Source organism: Paenibacillus peoriae, from assembly GCF_022531965.1.
GTDB classification, from domain to species: domain Bacteria; phylum Bacillota; class Bacilli; order Paenibacillales; family Paenibacillaceae; genus Paenibacillus; species Paenibacillus polymyxa_D.
Genome location: NZ_CP092831.1, coordinates 988,128 through 1,009,937, shown reverse-complemented (window position 1 = coordinate 1,009,937; position 21,810 = coordinate 988,128). Strand labels below are relative to the sequence as shown.

Sequence of the window (21,810 nt, the reverse complement as noted above, 5' to 3'; positions counted from 1 at the left end):
TGCTTCCCTCCTAATTCAACATATCAGACAGAAAGGCCAATGCCAGGCCTTGACCCCAGCCCTGAATCCAGTCCTTTGGAATATTGCGATACCCATCCCGATCTTTCATAACCGCTGTGCCGCCCGACACACCTAGTACCCGACCGTCCTCGCTAATATGGTTCAAGATGCCCTCCAATGCCTTTTGCACGTATTTGGTATGCAGCGGATTGCCGTTATTGATCATGGCCGCCGCGATACCGCAAGATGCCGACACTTCTTCATAGGACTCCTCGTCATCCAGTACCGTCCGCCACAAACCATTCTCCGTTTGAACACCCTTTAGTGCCGCCAGTTGATCCCGAAGCGAACACTCTACGTCCATGCATTGCGGATACAAGTACCAGTCTTTTAAATGAATTTTGACTTGCGACATGGTATATGCTCCCCAAGCATTCGCTCTCCCCCAGAAAAATCCGGACATGTGATCCTGCTTGACATTATTGTAGCCATGGTACCAGAGACCGCTACTCGGGTCTTGCAGGTATTTGATATGCCAGTAATATTGATTTAAGGCGTCCTGGATCATGGCCTCATCCTTTAATTTGGTTCCTACACGGAGCAGAAAAAATGCCGCCATAAACAATGTGTCTGCCCATGCCTGTTCTGGAAAATCATTAGCCACGGATACCGTATGCTGCAAAACATGGTCTCCGAACCGGAGAGCATTGTTTTGGATGTAATCCACCTTGCTCATCACAATATCCCAATATTTTGGGTCTCCTGTTTCTTCATACAACGTGATCAGCATATGGCCCATAGCACATGTGTTTACCGTCCAGTGCGGCAGACCCAGCTCGATATATTCATCTGCCCACTGCACAAGCATATTCAAATACTCTTTATTTCCTGTTTTCGTATAGGCTCTGGATACACCATAATAAGCCACACCGCAAGGCCAGTCCCACGTCAAATCCATCGCCATGGTTTTTCTGACGACTTTGTCGATGACTCTTAATACCTCTTCCTTGTCATAAGTTAATGGAAGCATCTAGGTTCTCCTCTCTTTTGCACACGCCCCCAAAGGCGCTTGAGAGCTGTTCATCACTATTTTGAAAACGCTTTACTTATTCCATTGTACGAAGTAAAATAGTCTCCATCTAAGCATATCCGCAACAAAACTGCGCAATTCCAATCATTTATGTGAGGATTTTGCAAAAATCCTGATGTATATCTGCTGGTTAAAACCAAAGTCATGGGGGGATTGAATATGCCCAGAAAAAAGAAACCCGTTATAGAATATCGACACTACAGCTTGCCCATAAATTTCCCTGTCTTGCTATTAAGCGGTGAACGTTGGAAGATTTCAGATATTAAAAGTGAGCATCTCCATTTCCATAACCATTTGGAGATTGGTATATGCTATTCAGATAGCGGCATCATGGAGATCAAAGGAGAATCTGTACCCTTCAAAGCCGGCGATGTGACCTTCATCCCCAGGTATCTTCCTCATACCACGTATAGTTCGCCAAATACAGCCAGTCTGTGGTCTTATATCTTTTTTTCACCAGAGGATCTCTTTCAACATTCATTTAAAAGTGCTTACAGCAACTTCGAACCAAATTTGTGGGTGGTAAAGGGAAAAAACTGTATATTGAATAAGGAGCAGTATCCCAAGGTTTATACACTTGCAACTTCGATCGTAGAGGAGTTAAAAGAACAGAATCCTTACTATCAGGAAAGTGCCTACGGCTTATTGCTATCCCTTTACATAGAACTCCTTAGAATTCATTCCAGAAATGAACTGTTGGCAGATCAAGAAACAGAGCATAGCCTGAAAAACGATTTTGTCATTTCTCCGGTTTTGGAATACATCACGAAAAACTATATGAACCCCATTACGATGGATTTTTTGGCCGATCTGTGCCATTTAAGTACAACTCATTTCCGAAGAAAATTCCATGAAATTATGGGGACGTCGCCTCTCGATTTCCTAAACAGCACCCGAATCGAAGAGGCTTGTAAGCAGTTAAAAAGCACGGAGGATTCTATTCTTTCGATCTCCGAACAAGTCGGTTTTCACTCCATTTCCAGCTTCAACCGTTGCTTCTCCAGGCTTATGGGAAAGCCGCCAAAAGAATGGCGTAAAGGGGCACAATCCGAAGCGCAATCTGCGAAAGCGTCTATACTGGAGTTTACGGGATGGGTTTAGCATAACAGCAGAAATAAACTTGATAAAATGAACTCAACCTCATGAATATGGATTAAACCTGAGCCATATAAATATGGTCTGCATGTGGAGCCTAAAAATAAACGTAATGATGAAATCGGTGAATCTCACAATATGACAACAGATGTTATATTATACTTTGGTTGAAGTTAAACAAAGGAGATGGAGATGCTTATGATGAATCAAGAACTAAATCAACAATTAGGTGAGATTATTGAGCAGTTCATACATTCATTTATAGCAGAAAACAATAACATTCGATCTCAAAAAGTAATCAACACTGCAGATGGGGATACAATAGCTCATTTAAGGGGAATTGGTTTTCCGAAAAAAGGAAGACCGATACAAGAGGTCGTCGATGAAATGAGAAAAAACGTCTATCCTCACCAAACCTTCATGCAACACCCTCGCTTTTTCGCATTGGTTCCTGGTCCAATGTCTCTTTACTCGTGGTTAGGAGATATCATGACTAGCGCTTATAATACCCACGCCGGAAGCTGGATGCTGAGTTCGAGCGCAAGCCTTTTAGAGGGGGAAGTGATCCGATGGATGTGTGACCAAGCAGGATATCCCAATACTGCTGGAGGCTTATTTCTGTCGGGCGGATCACTGTCGAATTTGACCGCTTTAGCGGCTGCACGCAATGCAAGGTTATCCGAGCAAGAATATGCCATTGGAACTGCTTATGTTTCAGATCAAACTCACTCATCGGTCGCCAAAGGGCTACGCATCCTCGGATTCCGTAGTGATCAAATCAGGAAGGTTCCAAGTGATACAAATTTTCGTATGGATGTTTCAGCCTTAGAAAAAAAACTAATGGATGATCAAGCGGCTGGGATGAAGCCTTTTGCAATCATTGCCACGGCAGGCACAACCAATACGGGAAGCATTGACCCATTAAACGAAATTGCTGACCTATGTGAAAAACATAATATTTGGTTACACGTGGATGGAGCTTACGGTGCGTCGATTTTGGCTTCTTCGAAATATAAGTCTCTTTTGAGCGGGATATCGCGTTCAGATAGTATCACCTGGGATGCACACAAATGGCTAATGCAGACCTATTCCTGTAGTGTGGTTTTAGCCAAAGAAAAGCAGCACCTCGAAAATTGCTTCAGCACCCATCCAGAGTATTTGAAAGATGCCGAGACTGATGAAGAACATATGAATTATTGGGATCTGGGTCCTGAGTTAACCCGGCCTGCTCGAAGTTTGAAACTATGGGTGACACTGCAAGCTTTAGGAACTAATGCTGTCGGTGAAGCCATAGAGCATGGAGTTCAACTCGCAGAATGGGCTGAAGATGAAATCAAAAAACATAATCATTGGGAAATTGTATCCCCCGCTAAGTTAGCGATTGTTAACTTTCGATATGCGCCAACTGGATTATCTGAGCAAGAATTAGATTCACTGAATAGAAGGATCTCCCAAGAAATGACGACAAACGGATACGCCTCTGTGCTTACAACACAACTTAATGGAAAAACGGTTCTCCGAATCTGTGCAATTCACCCAGACACTACGGAAGATGAGATAAGGAATACAATTCAGCTTTTATCGAATATAGCAAGATCATTGAATGAGAGAAAAGTTTTTTTATGATGATAAATTATGAAAATGAAGTGCTACACTTTCTGTAAATAAATGAAAATGCTCAGCATTACGAAAATAAGAGGGGCACACCGCCCCTCTTTGCTGTTTTCCCAGACATCCAAATTATTTGCCAATGTGCAATGCAGCAACAATGAACAGCACTTAATCCTGACACGACGTGCCCCCATCAATGAAAGTTATTTATTTTCATAACGTACTACGCCGTAGTTCATAAAAATACTGCACAATGGGATGCTTTAACTTCATCTTCTCGGTCATGTTTAATATTCGTTTTTTTCCAACTCGTCTGTCCACTAAAGCTAGAATATTCAATAAGATATCATTACTCTCTAAGCTTTCCTCTATAGAAGTAGTTAAAAATTTATTAGCTACAATATTAAAATTAGACTTGCTTAATGAGGCCTGTGCTGAGAAAAGCTCCTTTGCATGTTCTGATATTTTTCTACCTCTTGCAATTACTTGTAGACGCTCCTCGGGAACGTTCCCCTTAGTATCTTTTCTGACCGTTTCAATGTCTTCATTGCTGATAGGAACTTGGATATCTGGATCATTCTTGATTTCCAACTCCGTCTGATACCATTTGATCGAACTAGTGATATCATTCATATTGAGTATGTTCTTCTTATCTACAGTTATATAACAGATTCCAGACTTATCAGGCAAATAACGGTAACTGGTCGCTCGGTATTCGACTCTTCCGTCTAACGCAGGACAGCGGAAGCTCTCCAGTTGTTGCTTCAATTTACTCCAGGACATATATCCTCCTATGTTTTCAATGCCTACTAACAGCCCGTCTCCCAACTTGGCAATTTAATTTCCACGTTCCTCTACCTCATCATGATCCTTGCTTCCAAACTCATCAAGCAATGTACGCACTTCACTTGTTGATTTGGCGTTCATTAAGCTGTTTCTGAGTTCACTTGCCCCTCGGAATCCACGGACATATATTTTGAAGAAGCGGGCGAGAGGGCTGAACGAACGTGGCTCCTGCGCTGAATAATGATCATGGAGATCTAGATGAAGCCGTAGCAGTTCAAGCAATTCCTCACTGCTGTGTTCCTTCGGCTCCTTCTCAAACGCAAATGGATTCTGGAAAATACCACGCCCAATCATAATGCCATCCACACCATATTGCTCAGCGAGCTTCAAGCCGGTCTGACGGTCCGGAATATCTCCGTTAATGGTCAGCAGTGTATCTGGTGCCACCTCATCACGAAGTTTCTTAATCTCCGGAATTAGTTCCCAGTGAGCGTCTACTTTACTCATTTCCTCTCTTGTCCGCAGATGAATGGACAAATTCACAATGTCTTGTTTCAAAATATGGGTCAACCAGTCGCGCCATTCGTCTACGGTAGTGAAACCGAGCCTTGTTTTTACACTGACGGGCAGTCCCCCGGCTTTGGCGGCCTGAATGATATCCGCTGCGATTTCGGGACGGCAGATCAGGCCGCTTCCCTTCCCATTCTCGGCTACATTCGCTACAGGACAACCCATATTAATATCGATGCCTTTGAAGCCTTCTTTCGCCATACCGATGCTCATTTCACGGAAATATTCCGGCTTATCTCCCCAGATATGGGCCACCATGGGCTGTTCATCCTCTGTAAAAGTCAAACGCCCGCGTACACTTTTGTTCCCCTCCGGGTGACAATAACTCTCTGTATTCGCAAACTCTGTAAAAAACACATCCGGTCTGGCTGCTTCACTTACGACATGGCGAAACACAACATCCGTCACATCTTCCATCGGTGCCAGTATAAAAAAAGGTCGTGGCAAATCACGCCAAAAATTATTCGTCATATCAAAAACTCCTCTATAAATACCAGGACAAATCTTTGGTCCCAAAATGGTAAAGCTAACCTGTTCATGTCCTTGCTTCTTCTTCACATATAACATGTTTAAGCAACGTAGTTCAAACGGCAGTATATGTTAAGCATAGACATCTAAATGAGTATATCATACTCAATAGAGGAGCATACTCCCCAAAAGACTCGCAAAAAAAGGAAGAGCGCCCGCCCCTCCTTGCCATCTTCTATAACGTACTGCGCCGCAGTTCATAGAAATACTGCACGGCATTACTTCCCCCAGCCTATGCCGTTCCCATGCGAATAGCTTAAAAAAAGAGCCGAGGAATAATATCCTTGACCCTTTTCGTCAAATTCTACACATGAATACCCAAAATTTTCAGCTGTTCATTGATTTTGGCTTCAAGTTCAGCGATTTCTTGTTTATCTTGTTCTAAAAGCTTACTCACTTCGGCAAGGTCAATGACTTGTTCTTCTTCGAATGTATTCACGTAGCGAGGAATATTTAAGTTAAACTCGTTTTTTTTGATTTCTTCAAGTGATGCCACATGAGCATATTTATCAACAGGTACACGACTTCGGTAAGTTTCGATAATTTTATTAATGTTTTCATTAGTAAGTTTATTTTGATTTTTACCTTTTTCAAATTCATTGCTTGCATCGATAAACAAGATGTCTTTTGTTTTACGATTTTTCTTGAATACTAAAATCGTAGTTGGGATGGATACGCCGTAAAACAAGTTGGCAGGCAAGCCTATAACGGTATCAAGATAGTTTTTCTCAATGATCGTTTGGCGAATCGTACCTTCCGCTGCACCACGGAACAAGACACCATGTGGTAATACAATCGCCATGGTGCCAGTATCATTCAGATGATACAAGCTGTGTAAAATAAATGCATAATCCGCCTTAGTTCTAGGAGCGAGTTTACCATATTCCCTAAAACGTGGATCTTTGAGTTTCGTTTCGCTATTGTCCCAATGAGCAGAATAAGGAGGATTCGCAACCACGGCATCAAATGAGCGGGGGTGGTCAGTTCCTTGGGCATCTGGTCCATCAGGCCAATCGCTTTCAAGTGTATCAGCATTAGACAGAGTCATGTTATTAAATGAAACACCATGCATCATCAGATTCATACGAGCCAAGTTGTAGGTTGTCGTATTCTTTTCTTGACCAAAAAATTTAATCGCCCCGGGTTTATTTCCACCAGGCAGCTCACCTTGAACCGTTAACAGCAATGACCCAGATCCACAAGTCGGGTCATATACCGAAAAAGTATGTTCCGATTCTTCTACACCATTGGTTACGATTTTAGCCAAAACTTTAGAAACTTCATGAGGTGTGTAGAACTCCCCACCTTTTTTTCCTGAACTTGCTGCAAATAGACCGATGAGGTATTCATAGATGGCGCCTAGAATATCTTTGTTGTCTACACCTTTGTAATCAATGTCATGAACAAGCTTTACAATTCGATTAAGGGATTTTGCACGTTCATTGGTAGAAGAACCTAGACGTGAGTCTCCAAGATTAACGTCGTTAAATACACCACGAAAATCTTTCGCAGCTTCTTTGTTTAATTCAGCATTCTTATTGAAGTTATCAAAAATAGTTTGATAATCACTTGGAATCACCATGCTATTTTCAATCTTTTGAACTAAAGATTCCCAAGTATCAAGCGGTGCAATGGCATAACCTAAACTTGCAGAAATATCTTCTAAGTAGTCATTCAAATCGTCACCGTTCGCTTGTTCTACATAGGCGTTATTGATTGATTCACCAACGGCAACATCAATAACATTATTTTTAACTAAATACTGTTCTTGATGTTCGGACAGATAACGATAAAACATAAAGGCTAAAATGTAGTTCTTGTATTCTGAGGCATCCATGCTTCCACGAAGCTCATTTGCCATCGCCCACAGTTTTGTTGTAATGGTTTGCAGATTATTGCTCATATTATCATTTTCCTCCTAGATAAACATTTGTTGTAGTAGTGCTTTCTTCTGCTCTTGCAAGTGTTCCAGCTTACGCTGATGAAGGGTGATGAGGTTGTCGAGGGCAGCAAAGAAGTCACCTATTTTCTTTTGTTCTTCTTCACTCGGAAATAAAACTTGTACATTTCGTAACTTTACCATCGTTAATGCCTTTTGGTTAGATCCTGCTGCACTTTCTAAAACTCTTTTCTTTCCTATACCATCACCTAGATATATATTCAAATACTGTGGGTTAATTTCAATGTCACTAATCCAGATTAGATTCCCATCTTTAAAATAAAAAGGTTCATTATCCCTGATTAAATAGGGATTTCCAAGTGTACCAACAGCAGTAATCAAAATATCTCCAGTTTGAGGGACACCATATTTATCTTTTAAATTATTATAATATTCTTCAGAAATATACAGTACATCTTCCAACTTTGAAGAAATCCCCAGTTTTGAAATTTCTAAACCTCTAAAAAATGGTATTCCACTTTCCGCATAATCTTCTCTATGAACTCGCTTGCTAGAACCTAATTTTGAGATTCCACCCAACTTACGCTGTTCCCAAGCGTCAGTGAATCCAGGGAAACGAACTTCAGGAAAATCCTCGCCATTTTTCGGAAACATTTTTTGGAGCAACCCAGCCCTTAAATTTTTCACGTTATTGAACTTACTCTGATGAAGGATGATGAAGTGGTCGATATCGGCAAATACCTTTCCTATATACGACTGTTCCTGTGCCGAAGTCGGATAGCATATGGTTGTTTTGGCTAGATTCGTCCTGCTTATCGAGAGGACTTTGATTCCCTGCATGAGTGGTAGTAATTGTCGATGATATAATGGTGAGTTCATATAGTATCCAAGATAATTGGGCTGCATTTTCACCTTCGGTCTGCAAGCTATAGTGTGTAAGCCTGATACCACTGGAATGTCTGTAATTCCTGCTATTTCAGTAGCTTTGCCAACCGTTTCATCCTCGGCGGCATCGGCAATCAGCACGTCACCGTCTTGGAGAAGTTGGCTCTGATGATCGGAAACCTCGGCTCCTGTTATGAACGGAATCGCATCTTTGCCGCAATCAGTAACGGCACCATATTTGATGAGAATATCGCCGTAATGGACACTCTTTATTTTGCCGTCGTCATAGTTCAAATCGGCTCTTGAAAAAGTGTTGTTCGGTATAGGGTCGAACACCGAATAAAACCTACGCTGTTCCCAAGCATCAGTGAATCCAGGAAACCTTATTTTAGGTACATTTTCTTTCTTTTCACTCATTGCTGCTCTCCTTGTATGTTCTTAATTTAAAACCTTTTTGGATATATTCTTTGTGGTAGGTGCAATTTCTACACTAACCACTTTTTCAATGGTTGAATTGGTATTTTCCAAATTAGAAACAACCATATTTCCACTATAATCTATTGGTGCATTCTTACACTAATCGTTTTCGACCAGTCTACCTTTCTGCCATTCCATCCGCTAGTTCGTAAATCGCGTCGCGCAACCCGTTTCGATATTTCATTTTAGGTAAGGACTGTACTTCTTCATCATGGGCAAGTGTCTTATAGTCAGAACTTGCTTGAGCGATAAGGTCACGGATTTGACCCGTATCATCCAAATCTTGCAAGCCGTAGCGATGGCGGCTAAACAACTCGCGCATTTGAGCACTTGTAATTATATCCGTAATTCCCCACTTCACTCGGAAGTCAAGAAACATTCGATCAAGGCTAACATTGTTCGCTTGCTGGATAATAGATTCACTGTCACTTAGTTTCGCAGGATACTTGAAGTTAGAGCCTGCAGGTGGGAAGTGACCTTTAATAATTGCAACAGCCGCATTCATAATCTTAGTCGCATAGTTACGATCATCCAATCCATTCGCAAATTGGTTGATTTTCTCCTGCGTTCCTTTGGCTTCTTCATCTTTACCTTCGTGAACTTGGTTTAATAATTGTTCCACGAGTTCAGTAAGATAATCATAGTCTACTTTAACATCCTTCACATGTGTCATCCGCAGTTCGATTTGATAGATAGGGATTTTCTTCTCTTTAGCAATATGTGACTTAAGTTCATTGGTTAAGACGGTTGTCAACATGACTTCTTGCTCTGAAGTCATCCCTAGCTTCTCTACTAACTCATCGGGATCATCATAGTTAAATCCAACTTTTTCACCATCAACTTCATCGGGATCATATTGCTTTAATTTTGCCATTCCTCTGTTATATTCACGGAGCAAATCAAGCATCTCGTCCTTTTTCTTTTCAGATGGAGGCAACTGTTGAAAATCAGTCGTTAAGCTACCTAGCTTCCCAACCACTTCTTTCACTCCATTAAATACATCTTCAAATGGTTTGGCAATGATACCATCTTTCTGATTAAATTCACGTTGTTCGTCTTCAGACAAAATGGCTGAGTCCTTATTGGCATAAACAGCAAGTGCTTTATTCATTAACTTCTCATTTTGAGCAGGCCATCGGTAATTTACCACACGTCCCCATGGCTTCTCTTGCATATCTGCAATACGATTCGTTCTTGAATAGGCTTGAATTAACCCAGCACCTTTCAAGGTTCGATCCACATAAAGTGTGTTAAGTTCAGGTGCATCAAAACCAGTCAATAACTGGTCAACCACAATAACCAAATCGAGGAAATTTAGATCGGTGACCGATTTATTTAATCGCGAAGTCACGTCTTGGGTATAGCCAGAAACATCATCCATTCCAAAAGATGTGCCAAATTCAGCATTATAAGCTGTAATGGCATCGTACAAACCTTGATTGGCGGCAAGCATACTATCATTGTTTGAAGTGTTTTGACTAAATGTCACCGCAACTTTTAATGTTTGCCCGCCATTCTTCTTATTTTCTTCGTTGACACGTTGAAACTCATTAAAATACATCATTGCCATTGGCGTACTTGCTTTACCACCACCCACGTGAGTTGTAAACAAAGCATTATACTTTCCTTCATTAGAACGATTACGCCAATTTTCGAAAATGTCTTGCACTACCAATTTGATGTGATCCGGATTTTCATCGTAGAAACTGGGTTCAACAGCATCATCCATATCTTCCTGGGAGAGATCGTTGATTTTCTCTTGAATTCGTTCTTCATTCCAGTTGGGATAGCGTTCACGGTAGAACGCAGGAAGATATTGTTCTTTCATTTGTTTTTCGTCAATTGTTGTCTCAAAATCCACCTTGAACCCTAACACATTACGGTCAGCAATCGCTTCACGAATGGTATATGCATGTAATAGTGGACCAAAAATATCTTCTGTTCGAAGACCAGTGGTCGTTTCATCAAACATCGGTGTTCCCGTATAGCCTACCCAAGCAGATTTCTTAAAGGCTTTTTGGATATTCTTGAATGAGTCACCGCCAGTTGAACGATGGGCTTCGTCCACGATAAATACGATATTCTTATCTGGAGCTTGAAAGGTTTTGCGTTTCACCAAAGTATCTAGTTTTTGAACCGAAGTAACAATGATACTATTATCTTTACTTTTAAGCTTACGACTCAAATCAGTCGTATTGTCTGTGTTTTGAACGCTACCAAATGTGTCTTCTGTCGCATCAGGGTCATAGGCTTTGTAATTTTCATTGGTTTGCTTCGTTAAAGCAATTCGATCCACAACAAAGACAACCTTGTCCACTTTCGGCATACGGCTTGCAAGCCATGCCGTTTTGAAGCTTGTGATCGTTTTACCAGATCCTGTTGTATGCCAGATATAACCGGTTTTATGGGTACCAAGCTCAAAATCTGAACGTTTCAAGCCCTCGATCACATTTTGTGTCGCATACACTTGATACGGACGCATCACTTTCAACGTTTGCTTGTTCTTGGTTCCGTCCAAAATCATGTAGTTGGTAGCCATTTGATGCGCCATTGGAATCGAAAGCATGGAGTCAGCAAATTCTTTCCAGTTACGCACGATGGTATTATCACTCTTGCGTTGCCAGTTAAAAGCAAAATCCTTATTAAATTTATCTGCCGTCGTATTTGCCATATACTTCACATTGTTCGGTGTAATTGCCACCAAAATTTGCAAGGTTGAAAAAATATCACGATACTGATGTTCATCAGCATATTGTTCCATTTGATTAAGCGCATCATCGACATTACGGGTGTCACACTTTTCCTCAATTTGAATGATTGGCAGACCGTTAATCAATAGAGTTGTATCAAACCGACGATCTTGTTTTCCTGTGATAACTGCTGGTCGTTTAATTTGATTGACCACTTGATAAACGGTATCTCCAGCCCCTATTTGTTTTTGATCAAAAACAGTAAGAAACACATGGCGTCCATCGTCTAAATCAATTTCGATTTGCGACACCCCATTCAAACCATACAAGAACTGCCCCGCTTCATAAGGGGTCTGAATATCAGAGATAATTTTCTTAACTTGATTAAATTCCACAACACTTAAAGGATGGTCAAGCGTATTCTGATTGTGTTGTTCCAGGATCGCCTTGAAATTATTCCAGAGTTGTTCTGTAGATTTAATATGCGGTTCGTATTTCCATAATTTTGTTTTCACTATGTAGCCAGCACTTGATTCTTTGATATCAAAGTTACCCGTTCCTTCAGGGTGTTCTTGTTCTTCAATTGTGCCACTCGTCAGGTATTGAATTAATTCTGTTTCAAATTGATTCTCGGTCATTTATTGATTGCCCCCTAAGCTTTTCTAATACTATGGTAGTTTCCAAATTTGCCACTCTAATTTTCAATGCTTCTAGTCGCAATTGGTTGAAATAGAGTTCACCGATTATGCGCTGTTTTTCTATTGTGGGCAGATCTGGTAGCTCAAGCTCTTTCACTTGTTTCAGTGTGTATTTTAGAACTTGAGACCCCTGTAGCCCCATTTGAAACTGTTTCTTAATGAATTTATCTTCATTAAGTAAGTAAACAAGATATTTTGAATCAACCTTTTCATCAGTTACTAATTTAACGTAGTTTTGCGTGTATAGATATCCCCGATGCTTCACACCAACTATAGTAGATTTTCCCGATATCAAACTAAAAACAATATCCCCTTGACATAGCGTACTGACCTTATCCAAGGTTCGTACTTTTTTGCTGTCACTACCATTAGAATCAATACCAACCAAATCATCTTCAATATCTTGTTGTCCATAATAGGTGTACAGTGGTGCTTTATCATCAAACACTTCTATAATCCTAAATTGCGGTGAACCACTCACGAACTCTACTATACCATCCAATCTCTTCATATAAATTCGTGCCTTCCTTAAATTATTTTTTTGATACTTGTATCTTATAAGATTGTTCCCGAAAATGCAAGCGATAAATTTATTAATTTTAAAAAATTACGTTTTTATGTAGGAATCATAGTGACAGTAAATTTTATATAGAAAAAGTTGCCTACCCCGTTAAAGAGCAAACAACTTTTTGTTTTCGTATCCAATATTAAATTACTTGAAAGTGCTTTAAGGCATTCTTAATCATATCTACCTTATTGGTATCAGGTATTTTGTGTGAAAGCGATACAACCGCCTCCACAAGTCTCTACCTGTAATGACAATTGTTGCTCCGTTGCTGTTTACGTACACCTTAACTATTAGTCTTTCCTGACCAGCAATGCCACACTCTCCACATGCACCGTATGCGGAAACATATCTACAGGCTGTACTTCCACTGTACTATACCCGCCATCCTCCAGTATCCTTAAATCCCGCGCCAGTGTGCTTGGGTTACAGGATACGTACACCACGCGTTCTGGCTTCATCTCCAGAATGGTGTCGAGCAGACGTGGATCGCAGCCCTTGCGGGGCGGATCGACGACGATAACGTCGGCGGTGATGCCTTGCTCTTTCCACGCAGGAATGACGTCCTCGGACGCGCCTACCTCAAATTTCACATTGCGCATTTCGTTCAACAGCGCATTACTCCGTGCATCGTCGATGGCTTCTTTGACGATCTCCACCCCATACACCTGGTCCGCATGCTGAGCGAGGAACAGAGAAATCGTACCGATGCCGCAATACGCATCAATCACCGTTTCTTTGCCTGTGAGCCCGGCATATTCGACGGTTTTGCCATACAGCACTTCCGTTTGTACGGGATTCACCTGATAAAAGGATCTTGGGGAAATCGCAAACTGTACGTTTCCAATGTAGTCGTAGATCACGTCACGACCCCACAGTACACGAGTCTCGTCGCCAAAAATAACGTTCGTTCGCTTTGTATTCACGTTCTGGCATATGCTTGCCACGTGTGGAATATGCTCACGGATACTGCCGATCCACGCATCTGCATGCGGAATATCTCGTCCATTCGTGACGAGCACCAGCATCATTTCACCCGTGCGAAAAGCGGTCTTTACAACGACATGGCGCAGTAGCCCACGTCCGGTTTCTTCATTATATGCACTGATGCCCAGCATTCGGCCAATCTCTTTCACACGTGCGACAACTTCGTCATTACGCTCGTCCTGAATGAGACAGGTGTTCATATCCACAATCCGATGGCTGCCACGTGCGTAGAAGCCACCGACAAGCCCGCCCTCTGTGACACCAATCGGCACCTGGGCTTTGTTGCGATATCGCCAAGGCTCACTCATACCGAGTGTAGGATGCACGACTACGCCATGTACACGCGATATGCTGTCGGCATTTCCATCCGCATTCATGGCCGAATCAGAAGTCGTGACTGTATCGGCCTCACCATCTGTATCTGCAGAAGTAGCCAAAACCTGTGCAGTATGCTCACTGGGCTCTGTAGCCACACTCAGCTTCCCGATACGCTCCAGCACATCCACGACATGCTGGCGTTTCCAGCTGAGCTGCGCTTCGTAGCTCATATGCTGGATCTGGCAGCCACCGCATTGATCGTAGATAGCGCACGGAGCTGCAATCCGGTCGGGGCTAGCCTGCGCGATATCCAGCAGCTTGGCATAGCCATACTGCTTTTTCGTTTTCAGCACCTTTACTCGCACCTTTTCACCCGGTAACGCACCTGGAACGAACAGCGTAAAACCCTCGACACGTCCTACACCCTCGCCATCGTGGTTCATGCCGATGATGTCTATCACGGCCTCATCGTTCTTTTGTACAGGCAGATCGCTACGCTCTACACTAGACCGGTTACGATTGGAAGCTTCCTGACTTCGTCCACCGTTGGAAGAACGACGAGTATCTCGTCCGTTCTTTCTCTTCTTCCGATCCGAATCATTCATATTTTCATTCACATTTCCATTTTTATGTTTGATTTCGGCTTGAAGTAGCCCATTTTCAGCTCTGACTTGAGACTGTTCCGGTTCGCTCTCTCTTGTCGCCTTCATAGTCTTTTTGTACTGCTTTCCTTGAACAGGAGTTGCTGTTGCTGCATTCCGGCGGCTTTTTCCACGTCCGCTACGGTTATTCGTCATGAATGTCACTTCTTTCTGATCTTCTTTTTATGCGGTATTTTCTTTCGTACGTCTAATTTGAATGGTCATCTAAACATACAAACATCAACTCGAAAATGCCGTTACTCCCCACGGAGAACGGCAAGAACCAATATGCTCACACAAAAAAACAACTACCTACTCTGCATTCCATATACTATATTGCGTTGCCGTCCGGAAGCAGAAATATTTCCTCATCATTCCTCACCGGAAAACATTCAAATGATGAGGTAAATTCCGGAAGGTCGCTGGCAAAGTGCCCCCCAGTTCGCCATCCAGATTAAGCTGGACATAGCCGGGTGAGGTCACTTCCATGTAATCTGTTTTGAAATAAACAATCTTCTTGTCCTGCAAATGCTCACCACGCAGCGCGAGTGTTACCAATCGGATCATTTCCGCCAGATTGCATTTCCGCACAGCGATGACGTCAAGCAGTCCATCATCTATTGTCGCCCCAGGAGCAAGCTTTTCAAACCCGCCCACCGAATTCGTATTCGCAATCAGGAAAAGCATAAATTCGTCGTGGATCACTTCCTGACCCGATGCCTTGATGATCAGCTCCTGTGGAGCAAGGCTGACCATTTTCTCCATACCTTTAAAATAGTACGCCAACTGGCCAATCATCGTCTTTAGCTTGCTTGGAACTTCATACGTAAGCTCGGTTAAAGTTCCCCCGCCTGCAATGTTGATAAAGTAGCGGTCGTTCGCTTTTCCGATATCCAGTGGCTTCGGATTTTGACGAATAACGAGGTCGCAATAATCCTCCCAGTGCTTGGGGATGCCCAGTGCTCTGGCGAAATCATTCGTCGTCCCCAGAGGAAACACACCTAGGGGCGGGCGGTTTTCTCTTTCAGCCATCCCGTTAATGACCTCATACAATGTACCGTCGCCACCAGCGGCGATAATCATGTCATACCCACGCTCAATGGCCTCTATTGCGGCACGTGTTGCGTCCCCTTCACCCGTAGTTGCATGGCAAGAGGCTTCAATACCACCTTCATCCAGGCGCTGCAAAACATCCGCAAGACGACGCTTCATTTCCTCACGCCCAGAGGTCGGATTATAGATTAATCTAGCTCTTTTCATTCCGTTACGCCACCCGTATATTTAATGATATTTATATTCACATCGCAGTTCATCATATTCAGTCTGTACAAAATATCATCATACTGGAAAAAGACCTCTTTTACAATAAAAGAAGCCAGACTTTGCCCAAATAAGGAAATTTAAGGCTGAAATGACGTTATAGCCGAACCAGACTATCTATTACTTGACCTCGCTTGCTTCTGCATGCTTTGCAATAATTCATGAATTTGCCTGTCTATCCAGCTTGTGAGCAAAGGATGCGGCAATAAAGGATCTCCCGAATAACGGTATTCGAGCCCTTGCAAGCGTTTAGGAATCATACGACTTGTAAAATATCCCGAACTCAAAAATAACGGCGCCACAATAACATCATGACCCCGCTCCTGATTCCAGTACGCTGCCTTGTCGTACACACTCTCGGGATTTAGCAAAGCGTAGTCCGTGATGATACCACTCACGTTTTGCACCGTACGGGCCAACGAAGAAATCCCCTGCTCCCAGCGCTGAAAAAAGCCGTTATGCACACTGCCGTGACCTACGAGTAAAATAACCTCTCTCGCAGGGTCGGCTGATAGCGGGCGAACCTTGTCCCACACCATGTGAGCAACATCTTCTCCGTCATCCAGCGGGCTACCAAAATGCACTCGCGCTTTCAATCGAAACGGCTCCAAATCTGTTTCTTTGTCCGGCGCATCTTTGACACCCAGCGCATAGCTAATCTCATCTACATGCGTACTACCTGATGACACAAACAAAGGAATAACCAATATATCTGTTACACCCAAGGCTTCCAGACGGTCAATACCATTTTGAATCAATCTTTCTTTAACCGTTTCCAAAAATGAAACCTCTACCGGTATTTCTTCCGGCAAATGAAGCTTTGCAACTGCCTGATCCACCTGTTCTACCCAATATGGCTCCCTAGAGCCATGGCTGATGACCAGTATCCCAGGGCTCCGCATTAGCGTCCCAGACGTTCCAGAGTCATCTTGTATCCGTCATTACCGTAGTTCAGACAACGTTTAACACGTGAAATGGTAGCTGTACTGGCTCCTGTCTCTGCTTCAATCTGATTATATGTGCTGCCTTTGCCTAGCATACGGGCAACCTCTAGACGTTGGGAGAGGGATTGAATTTCGTTAATCGTGCACAGATCATCAAAAAACACATAGCATTCTTCCAAATTTTTAAGAGTTAAAATAGCTTCGAACAATTGATCAATACTTTTATCATTAAGCTTTTTAAGCTGCATGGATTATCATCTCCCAAGGTTACGATCTCTCCTCATTGTACCTGAGGAATAGTCAGTTTTTCAAGCATTAACGGTTTCACGCATTACAGAACAACATTATGATCATAGAAACATACCGTACGAATGCCCAAATCCGCTTTTATACCTGATTTCGGGACACGCGCCTAAACCCACTGTGCGTTTGTAACATACAGTAGAGTATCAACCTGCAAAGGAATGTGATCTCATGCCTGGACATTACTATCATCGGAGAACGCAAACGCGTTCCATTTCCGATCCGTATAGTTCAACTCCCTATCCTGGACTCGATCCATACAGCGAGGTTCCGCAAGTCGATTCCTCCGCACTGGTTCCTTACGAGGCGCCAGCGAGTATAACAGACTCTGCCGTGGTTACACCAGACCCCGCCCCTGCCAAAGGAGGACTGCTTGGCGGCCTTGGCAATCTTGGTAATCTCAACGATATTAAAGGTATTATTGACCGTATGGGCGGTATTGACGGGATTGTTGCTACGGTCGGCAAGGTACAAAAGATCATGTCTAGCGTGCAGCAATTTGCTCCGATGGCAAAACTGATTATGGGCTCGCTCCCAGCATTCAACAAAAACGCAAGCAAAAAATCTACAACACAAATTACTGAGGAACTGGATGAATATACACCACCACGCCGACGCCGGAAAAAGACACAGCGCAAAAGTACCACTACCCCGCGCAGACGTCCGCGCAAACGCACAAGAAAGTAGACTATACTATTTGAACCAGCCTCGGCGCATAAACCAGACTACCATGGCAACACTCAACAAAAACATGAAAAACAGTACGCCAAAATATCCATATTTCCAGCCCAACTCGGGCATATTCGAAAAATTCATACCATAGATTCCTGCAATCAGCGTCAAGGGCATAAAAACGGTCGTAATTACGGTTAGCGTCTTCATAATTGAATTCATGCGATTGGAATTGAGCGATATATAACTGTCTCTCAGGTCGGCTGTCATCTCGCGGTCGGCCTCCAGCATGTCTGTCAGCTTCAATAAATGATCATATATATCGGTAAAATAAGCCATATGATCTCCTTGGCCCTGCACATGCTGCGAATTCAAAACTCGGTACATCAGATCACGCATAGGTACGATGGTACGGCGCAGCTTGAGCAGCCTGCCACGCAGGTCAAACACCTGCTTCATTAATTCCTCTACGGATTCGCGACCGCCCAAGCCCTCCAGCTCAGCCAATTCATCCTCAATCATAAAAAGGCTCGGAAAATAGTTATCTACCAGTTTGTCCATCACCGTGTAGGCTGCAGCCAGCGGTCCTCGCGACCATATTTTGCGTTCATTCGCATGCTGGACAATCCGCTCCCAGGCTTGATCCAGCTCCTCTAACTCATGATGGTGATATGTTACCAAAAAACGAGCGCTGATAAACATATCCACTTCTTCCGCAGCTAACGTATCTACATCGAGCGCATGCACGACCAGAAACTGCACATCCTCGTAATAATCCAATTTGGGACGTTGCAGAACATGCATACAATCCTCCACAGCCAATGGGTGAAAATGAAAATAACTTGTCAGCAGCTCCGTCTCGCGATCTGTAGGCTCGCTAAAATCTACCCACATCCATATGTAATCCTCCATGACGATCTGATCCAATGGTTTTCCCACTGTTACCTGATGATCATGACCTATAGCCAATGTACGTATCACCGTACGTCCCCCTCGCTTACACTTCCGTCTGATATGTCATTTATATTTTATATAAGCCAATCAGCATTATACAAATCTCAAGCTCTACATTCCCATACACTAAATAAGAAAAGGATATCTCCGGGTCAACAAGCCGTCCCAAGATATCCTTTATCCTCGTGCAGAGCAGTTCTTATCTTCAAAGCAAGCCTTCCACTTCAGAATTTTGCAAAATCCTCACTTATGAAAATAAACATCATAAGCCACTAAGCGGTCGGAGGCTTACCTCGCCCCTCGGCGCAGCAAGCACCGAGCTGCGTCGCGCCCTCTTCCCCTGCACCCACTCATTCAAAAGTGAGGCAGGCTCATGGCACGAAAAGGGCAATCAGCGAGCCGTAGCGTAGCGGTCCATTTGAATCTGGAGAAGCGGAGCGTTCGCCTTTGCCCCTGTATTTTAACCTTTTCATGTGTTATACAATCCAAAAAAATTCAGGGGCAACAGCGATCGAAAGATCAAATGGAACGCGGAGCGTCTTACAACGAGATCCCCGCCTACATCCACAAACCCTGCCTCACTTTTAATCCTCTTACAATACTTTTTCTAAGAAACTAATGGTCCGCTCGTTTTTCGGATTACCAAATACCTCTTGTGGCGTTCCTTCTTCTACGATGTAACCACCGTCCATAAACACAACACGGTCGCTTACTTCGCGTGCAAAACCCATCTCATGCGTTACGATCATCATCGTCATGCCTTCACGCGCCAGATCATTCATTACGCCAAGCACTTCGCCCACCATTTCAGGATCGAGCGCCGAGGTCGGTTCGTCGAACAGCATAATGTCCGGGTTCATGGCCAGCGCACGTGCAATCGCCACACGCTGCTTCTGACCGCCGGAAAGCTGCCCTGGCAGTGCATCTGCCTTATCGGCCAACCCCACACGATCCAGCAGCTTCATGGCCGTTTCCCGGGCCTCTGCCTTGGACTGTTTCCCCAGTTCAGTCGGCGCGAACATAATGTTCTTAAGTACGGTCATATGCGGAAACAGATTAAAATGTTGAAATACCATACCTATATTTTCACGGACTTTGTTAATGTCCACGTTTTTGTCACTCAAGTTGTAGTCATCGACAATGACCTCACCTGCGGTAATTTCTTCAAGCATGTTCATACAACGCAAAAACGTACTTTTCCCCGAACCAGACGGGCCAATGACACACACAACTTCGCCTTCACGTACTTGCATGTCGATGCCTTTTAGCACTTGATTACTACCATAGCTTTTTTTCAGGTTTTTAACGATAATTTTACCCACGGCGAACTCTCCCTTCAAGACGGTTGGAAATTTTGGTCAGGACTGTAATGACGATAAGATACATCACCGCTACTACCAGCCAAATATCAAAGGATTGGAATGTCCGCGCAATAATGATCTTACCCGATTGGGTCAATTCGACCAGACCGATAACAGACAAAATGGACGTATCCTTCAACGTAATAACCAACTGATTGATAAACGACGGGATCATGATTTTCACAGCTTGTGGCAAAATGATTTTAAGCATAGCCGTCCGATAGGGTAGACCAAGCGAACGGGCTGCTTCCATTTGTCCCGGATCAATGGACTGAATACCACCACGGATAATCTCAGTTACATACGCACCCGCATTCAGGGATAGCGTCAATACAGCCGCAACAAAAAGTGGCATTTTGAAGTCCAGTGCCTGTGGAATACCAAAGTAAATAAAGAAAGCAAGCACGATCAGCGGAATACCGCGGAATATATCGACGAAAACAGTTGCAATACCACGGAACACCTTGTTATGGCTTACTTTCATAAAGCCAAACACCAAACCTAGGATAAAGGCTACGAGTAAAGATACAAGTGTGTACAACAACGTATTTCCCATGCCTTTAATCAGCGAAGGCAGCGAAGCGGAAATCAGCCCCCAGCGGCTGGTCTCTACAGGCGCCACACCTTTGCCCGATTCGCCAAGGTATTTAGCCAAAATCTTATCGTATTCCCCGCTATTACGCAGATTAACAAGCCCTGCATTAAATTTCTCCAGCAACTCCTTGTTTTTGCCTTGGTTAACAGCAAACCCGTAAGAAGCACCTTTTTCCTTATCTGTTACCAGCTTAAGGCCGTTATTCTGGTTTACACCGTATGCCAGTACCGGATAGTCATCAAAGCAGGCAACCGAATTACCTGTTTTAACTTCATCATACATTTGAGAAGAATCGTCAAACGGTACTGTAGTAAAGCCGTATTTGGCCTTAATGGACTCTGCGAATGTATAACCTTCCGTGCCTGTTTTGACAGCGACACGCTGCCCTTTCAAGTCCTCATAGCGTTTAACCGTATCATTATCCTTACGGACCGCCATGACGACGCCTGAATCAAAATAAGGCTCAGAAAAATCAAATTTCCGCTTGCGTTCATCGGTAATACTCATCCCGGCAATGACACCATCCACTTGATTCGTTTCAAGGGCCTGCACTGCCGCGTTAAAGCCAAGAGGCTTAATGGTATATTCAAAATTCTGATCCTTGGCAATAGCTGCCAGCAAATCCATATCAATTCCGACGAATTTACCATCTACATCTTCAAACTCAAAAGGCGCGAACGTTGTATCCGTGCCGATATCATACTTTGTTTTATTTTCTGCATGTGCCACTACACCGAAATTACCGGCCAGGGCAACCACAAAAAACAAACAAATGATAAGTGCTATTAGTTTTCTAGATTTTTGCATAATTTCCTCCAGT

General features: G+C 43.3%; 17 protein-coding genes. 3 read left to right on the top strand and 14 right to left on the bottom strand.

The features are described from left to right. Window positions 1–10: 10 nt before the first annotated feature. Complete coding sequence (locus MLD56_RS04565) at window positions 11–1,030, bottom strand: glycoside hydrolase family 88/105 protein (RefSeq protein ID WP_029517109.1); 1,020 nt, start codon at window positions 1,028–1,030, stop codon at window positions 11–13. Between the two features lie 219 nt (window positions 1,031–1,249). Between MLD56_RS04565 and MLD56_RS04560 the strand changes: the two genes are divergently transcribed. Both MLD56_RS04560 and MLD56_RS04555 read left to right on the top strand, forming a co-directional pair. Beyond that, window positions 1,250–2,191 carry an AraC family transcriptional regulator gene (locus MLD56_RS04560; protein ID WP_029517110.1) on the top strand — a complete coding sequence of 314 codons (942 nt, stop codon included), beginning with the start codon at window positions 1,250–1,252 and terminating at the stop codon, window positions 2,189–2,191. Window positions 2,192–2,383: 192 nt separating this feature from the next. Next, complete coding sequence (locus MLD56_RS04555) at window positions 2,384–3,811, top strand: pyridoxal phosphate-dependent decarboxylase family protein (RefSeq protein WP_029517111.1); 1,428 nt, start codon at window positions 2,384–2,386, stop codon at window positions 3,809–3,811. 198 nt (window positions 3,812–4,009) lie between these two features. On the opposite strand, the gene MLD56_RS04550 is transcribed toward MLD56_RS04555, so the two are convergent. The 10 genes from MLD56_RS04550 to MLD56_RS04505 form a co-directional block, all read right to left on the bottom strand. Next, a complete protein-coding gene (locus MLD56_RS04550; RefSeq protein ID WP_029517112.1) occupies window positions 4,010–4,579 on the bottom strand; it encodes an SF0329 family protein in 570 nt (189 codons plus the stop codon). A gap of 54 nt (window positions 4,580–4,633) precedes the next feature. Beyond that, the gene (locus tag MLD56_RS04545) at window positions 4,634–5,623 is read right to left on the bottom strand and encodes a tRNA dihydrouridine synthase (protein ID WP_013308869.1); all 990 of its coding nucleotides are present in this window, start codon (window positions 5,621–5,623) and stop codon (window positions 4,634–4,636) included. A gap of 361 nt (window positions 5,624–5,984) precedes the next feature. Beyond that, window positions 5,985–7,583 (bottom strand): type I restriction-modification system subunit M, encoded by a 1,599-nt coding sequence (locus MLD56_RS04540; protein WP_029517113.1) that lies wholly within the window; start codon window positions 7,581–7,583, stop codon window positions 5,985–5,987. Between the two features lie 15 nt (window positions 7,584–7,598). After that, complete coding sequence (locus MLD56_RS04535) at window positions 7,599–8,882, bottom strand: restriction endonuclease subunit S (protein WP_029517114.1); 1,284 nt, start codon at window positions 8,880–8,882, stop codon at window positions 7,599–7,601. A gap of 178 nt (window positions 8,883–9,060) precedes the next feature. Next, on the bottom strand, window positions 9,061–12,270 hold the full coding sequence (locus MLD56_RS04530; RefSeq protein WP_029517115.1) for a type I restriction endonuclease subunit R: 3,210 nt from the start codon (window positions 12,268–12,270) through the stop codon (window positions 9,061–9,063). Continuing rightward, window positions 12,251–12,841 (bottom strand): restriction endonuclease subunit S domain-containing protein, encoded by a 591-nt coding sequence (locus MLD56_RS04525; RefSeq protein ID WP_029517116.1) that lies wholly within the window; start codon window positions 12,839–12,841, stop codon window positions 12,251–12,253. The genes MLD56_RS04530 and MLD56_RS04525 overlap by 20 nt, the downstream gene beginning before the upstream one ends. Window positions 12,842–13,188: 347 nt before the next feature. After that, window positions 13,189–14,997 carry a 23S rRNA (uracil(1939)-C(5))-methyltransferase RlmD gene (rlmD, locus tag MLD56_RS04520; RefSeq protein ID WP_241113477.1) on the bottom strand — a complete coding sequence of 603 codons (1,809 nt, stop codon included), beginning with the start codon at window positions 14,995–14,997 and terminating at the stop codon, window positions 13,189–13,191. Window positions 14,998–15,219: 222 nt separating this feature from the next. Continuing rightward, on the bottom strand, window positions 15,220–16,101 hold the full coding sequence (locus MLD56_RS04515; protein WP_013308843.1) for a diacylglycerol kinase: 882 nt from the start codon (window positions 16,099–16,101) through the stop codon (window positions 15,220–15,222). Between the two features lie 173 nt (window positions 16,102–16,274). Then, the gene (locus MLD56_RS04510; RefSeq protein WP_029517118.1) at window positions 16,275–17,063 is read right to left on the bottom strand and encodes a sirohydrochlorin chelatase; all 789 of its coding nucleotides are present in this window, start codon (window positions 17,061–17,063) and stop codon (window positions 16,275–16,277) included. Continuing rightward, window positions 17,063–17,353 carry a YerC/YecD family TrpR-related protein gene (locus MLD56_RS04505; protein ID WP_007428885.1) on the bottom strand — a complete coding sequence of 97 codons (291 nt, stop codon included), beginning with the start codon at window positions 17,351–17,353 and terminating at the stop codon, window positions 17,063–17,065. The genes MLD56_RS04510 and MLD56_RS04505 overlap by 1 nt, the downstream gene beginning before the upstream one ends. A gap of 226 nt (window positions 17,354–17,579) precedes the next feature. Here MLD56_RS04505 and MLD56_RS04500 point away from each other — a divergent pair, with 226 nt between their 5' ends. After that, window positions 17,580–18,095 carry a hypothetical protein gene (locus MLD56_RS04500; RefSeq protein WP_029517119.1) on the top strand — a complete coding sequence of 172 codons (516 nt, stop codon included), beginning with the start codon at window positions 17,580–17,582 and terminating at the stop codon, window positions 18,093–18,095. Window positions 18,096–18,101: 6 nt separating this feature from the next. Here the strand turns inward: MLD56_RS04500 and corA are convergent, their stop codons facing one another. The 3 genes from corA to MLD56_RS04485 form a co-directional block, all read right to left on the bottom strand. After that, window positions 18,102–19,061 carry a magnesium/cobalt transporter CorA gene (gene corA / locus MLD56_RS04495; protein WP_029517120.1) on the bottom strand — a complete coding sequence of 320 codons (960 nt, stop codon included), beginning with the start codon at window positions 19,059–19,061 and terminating at the stop codon, window positions 18,102–18,104. A gap of 566 nt (window positions 19,062–19,627) precedes the next feature. After that, window positions 19,628–20,356, bottom strand: coding sequence for an amino acid ABC transporter ATP-binding protein (locus tag MLD56_RS04490; RefSeq protein ID WP_029517121.1), 729 nt, complete (start codon window positions 20,354–20,356; stop codon window positions 19,628–19,630). Beyond that, window positions 20,349–21,797: an amino acid ABC transporter substrate-binding protein/permease gene (locus MLD56_RS04485; protein WP_029517122.1), complete on the bottom strand. Its 1,449-nt coding sequence runs from the start codon at window positions 21,795–21,797 to the stop codon at window positions 20,349–20,351. The genes MLD56_RS04490 and MLD56_RS04485 overlap by 8 nt, the downstream gene beginning before the upstream one ends. Between the last annotated feature and the right edge of the window lie 13 nt (window positions 21,798–21,810).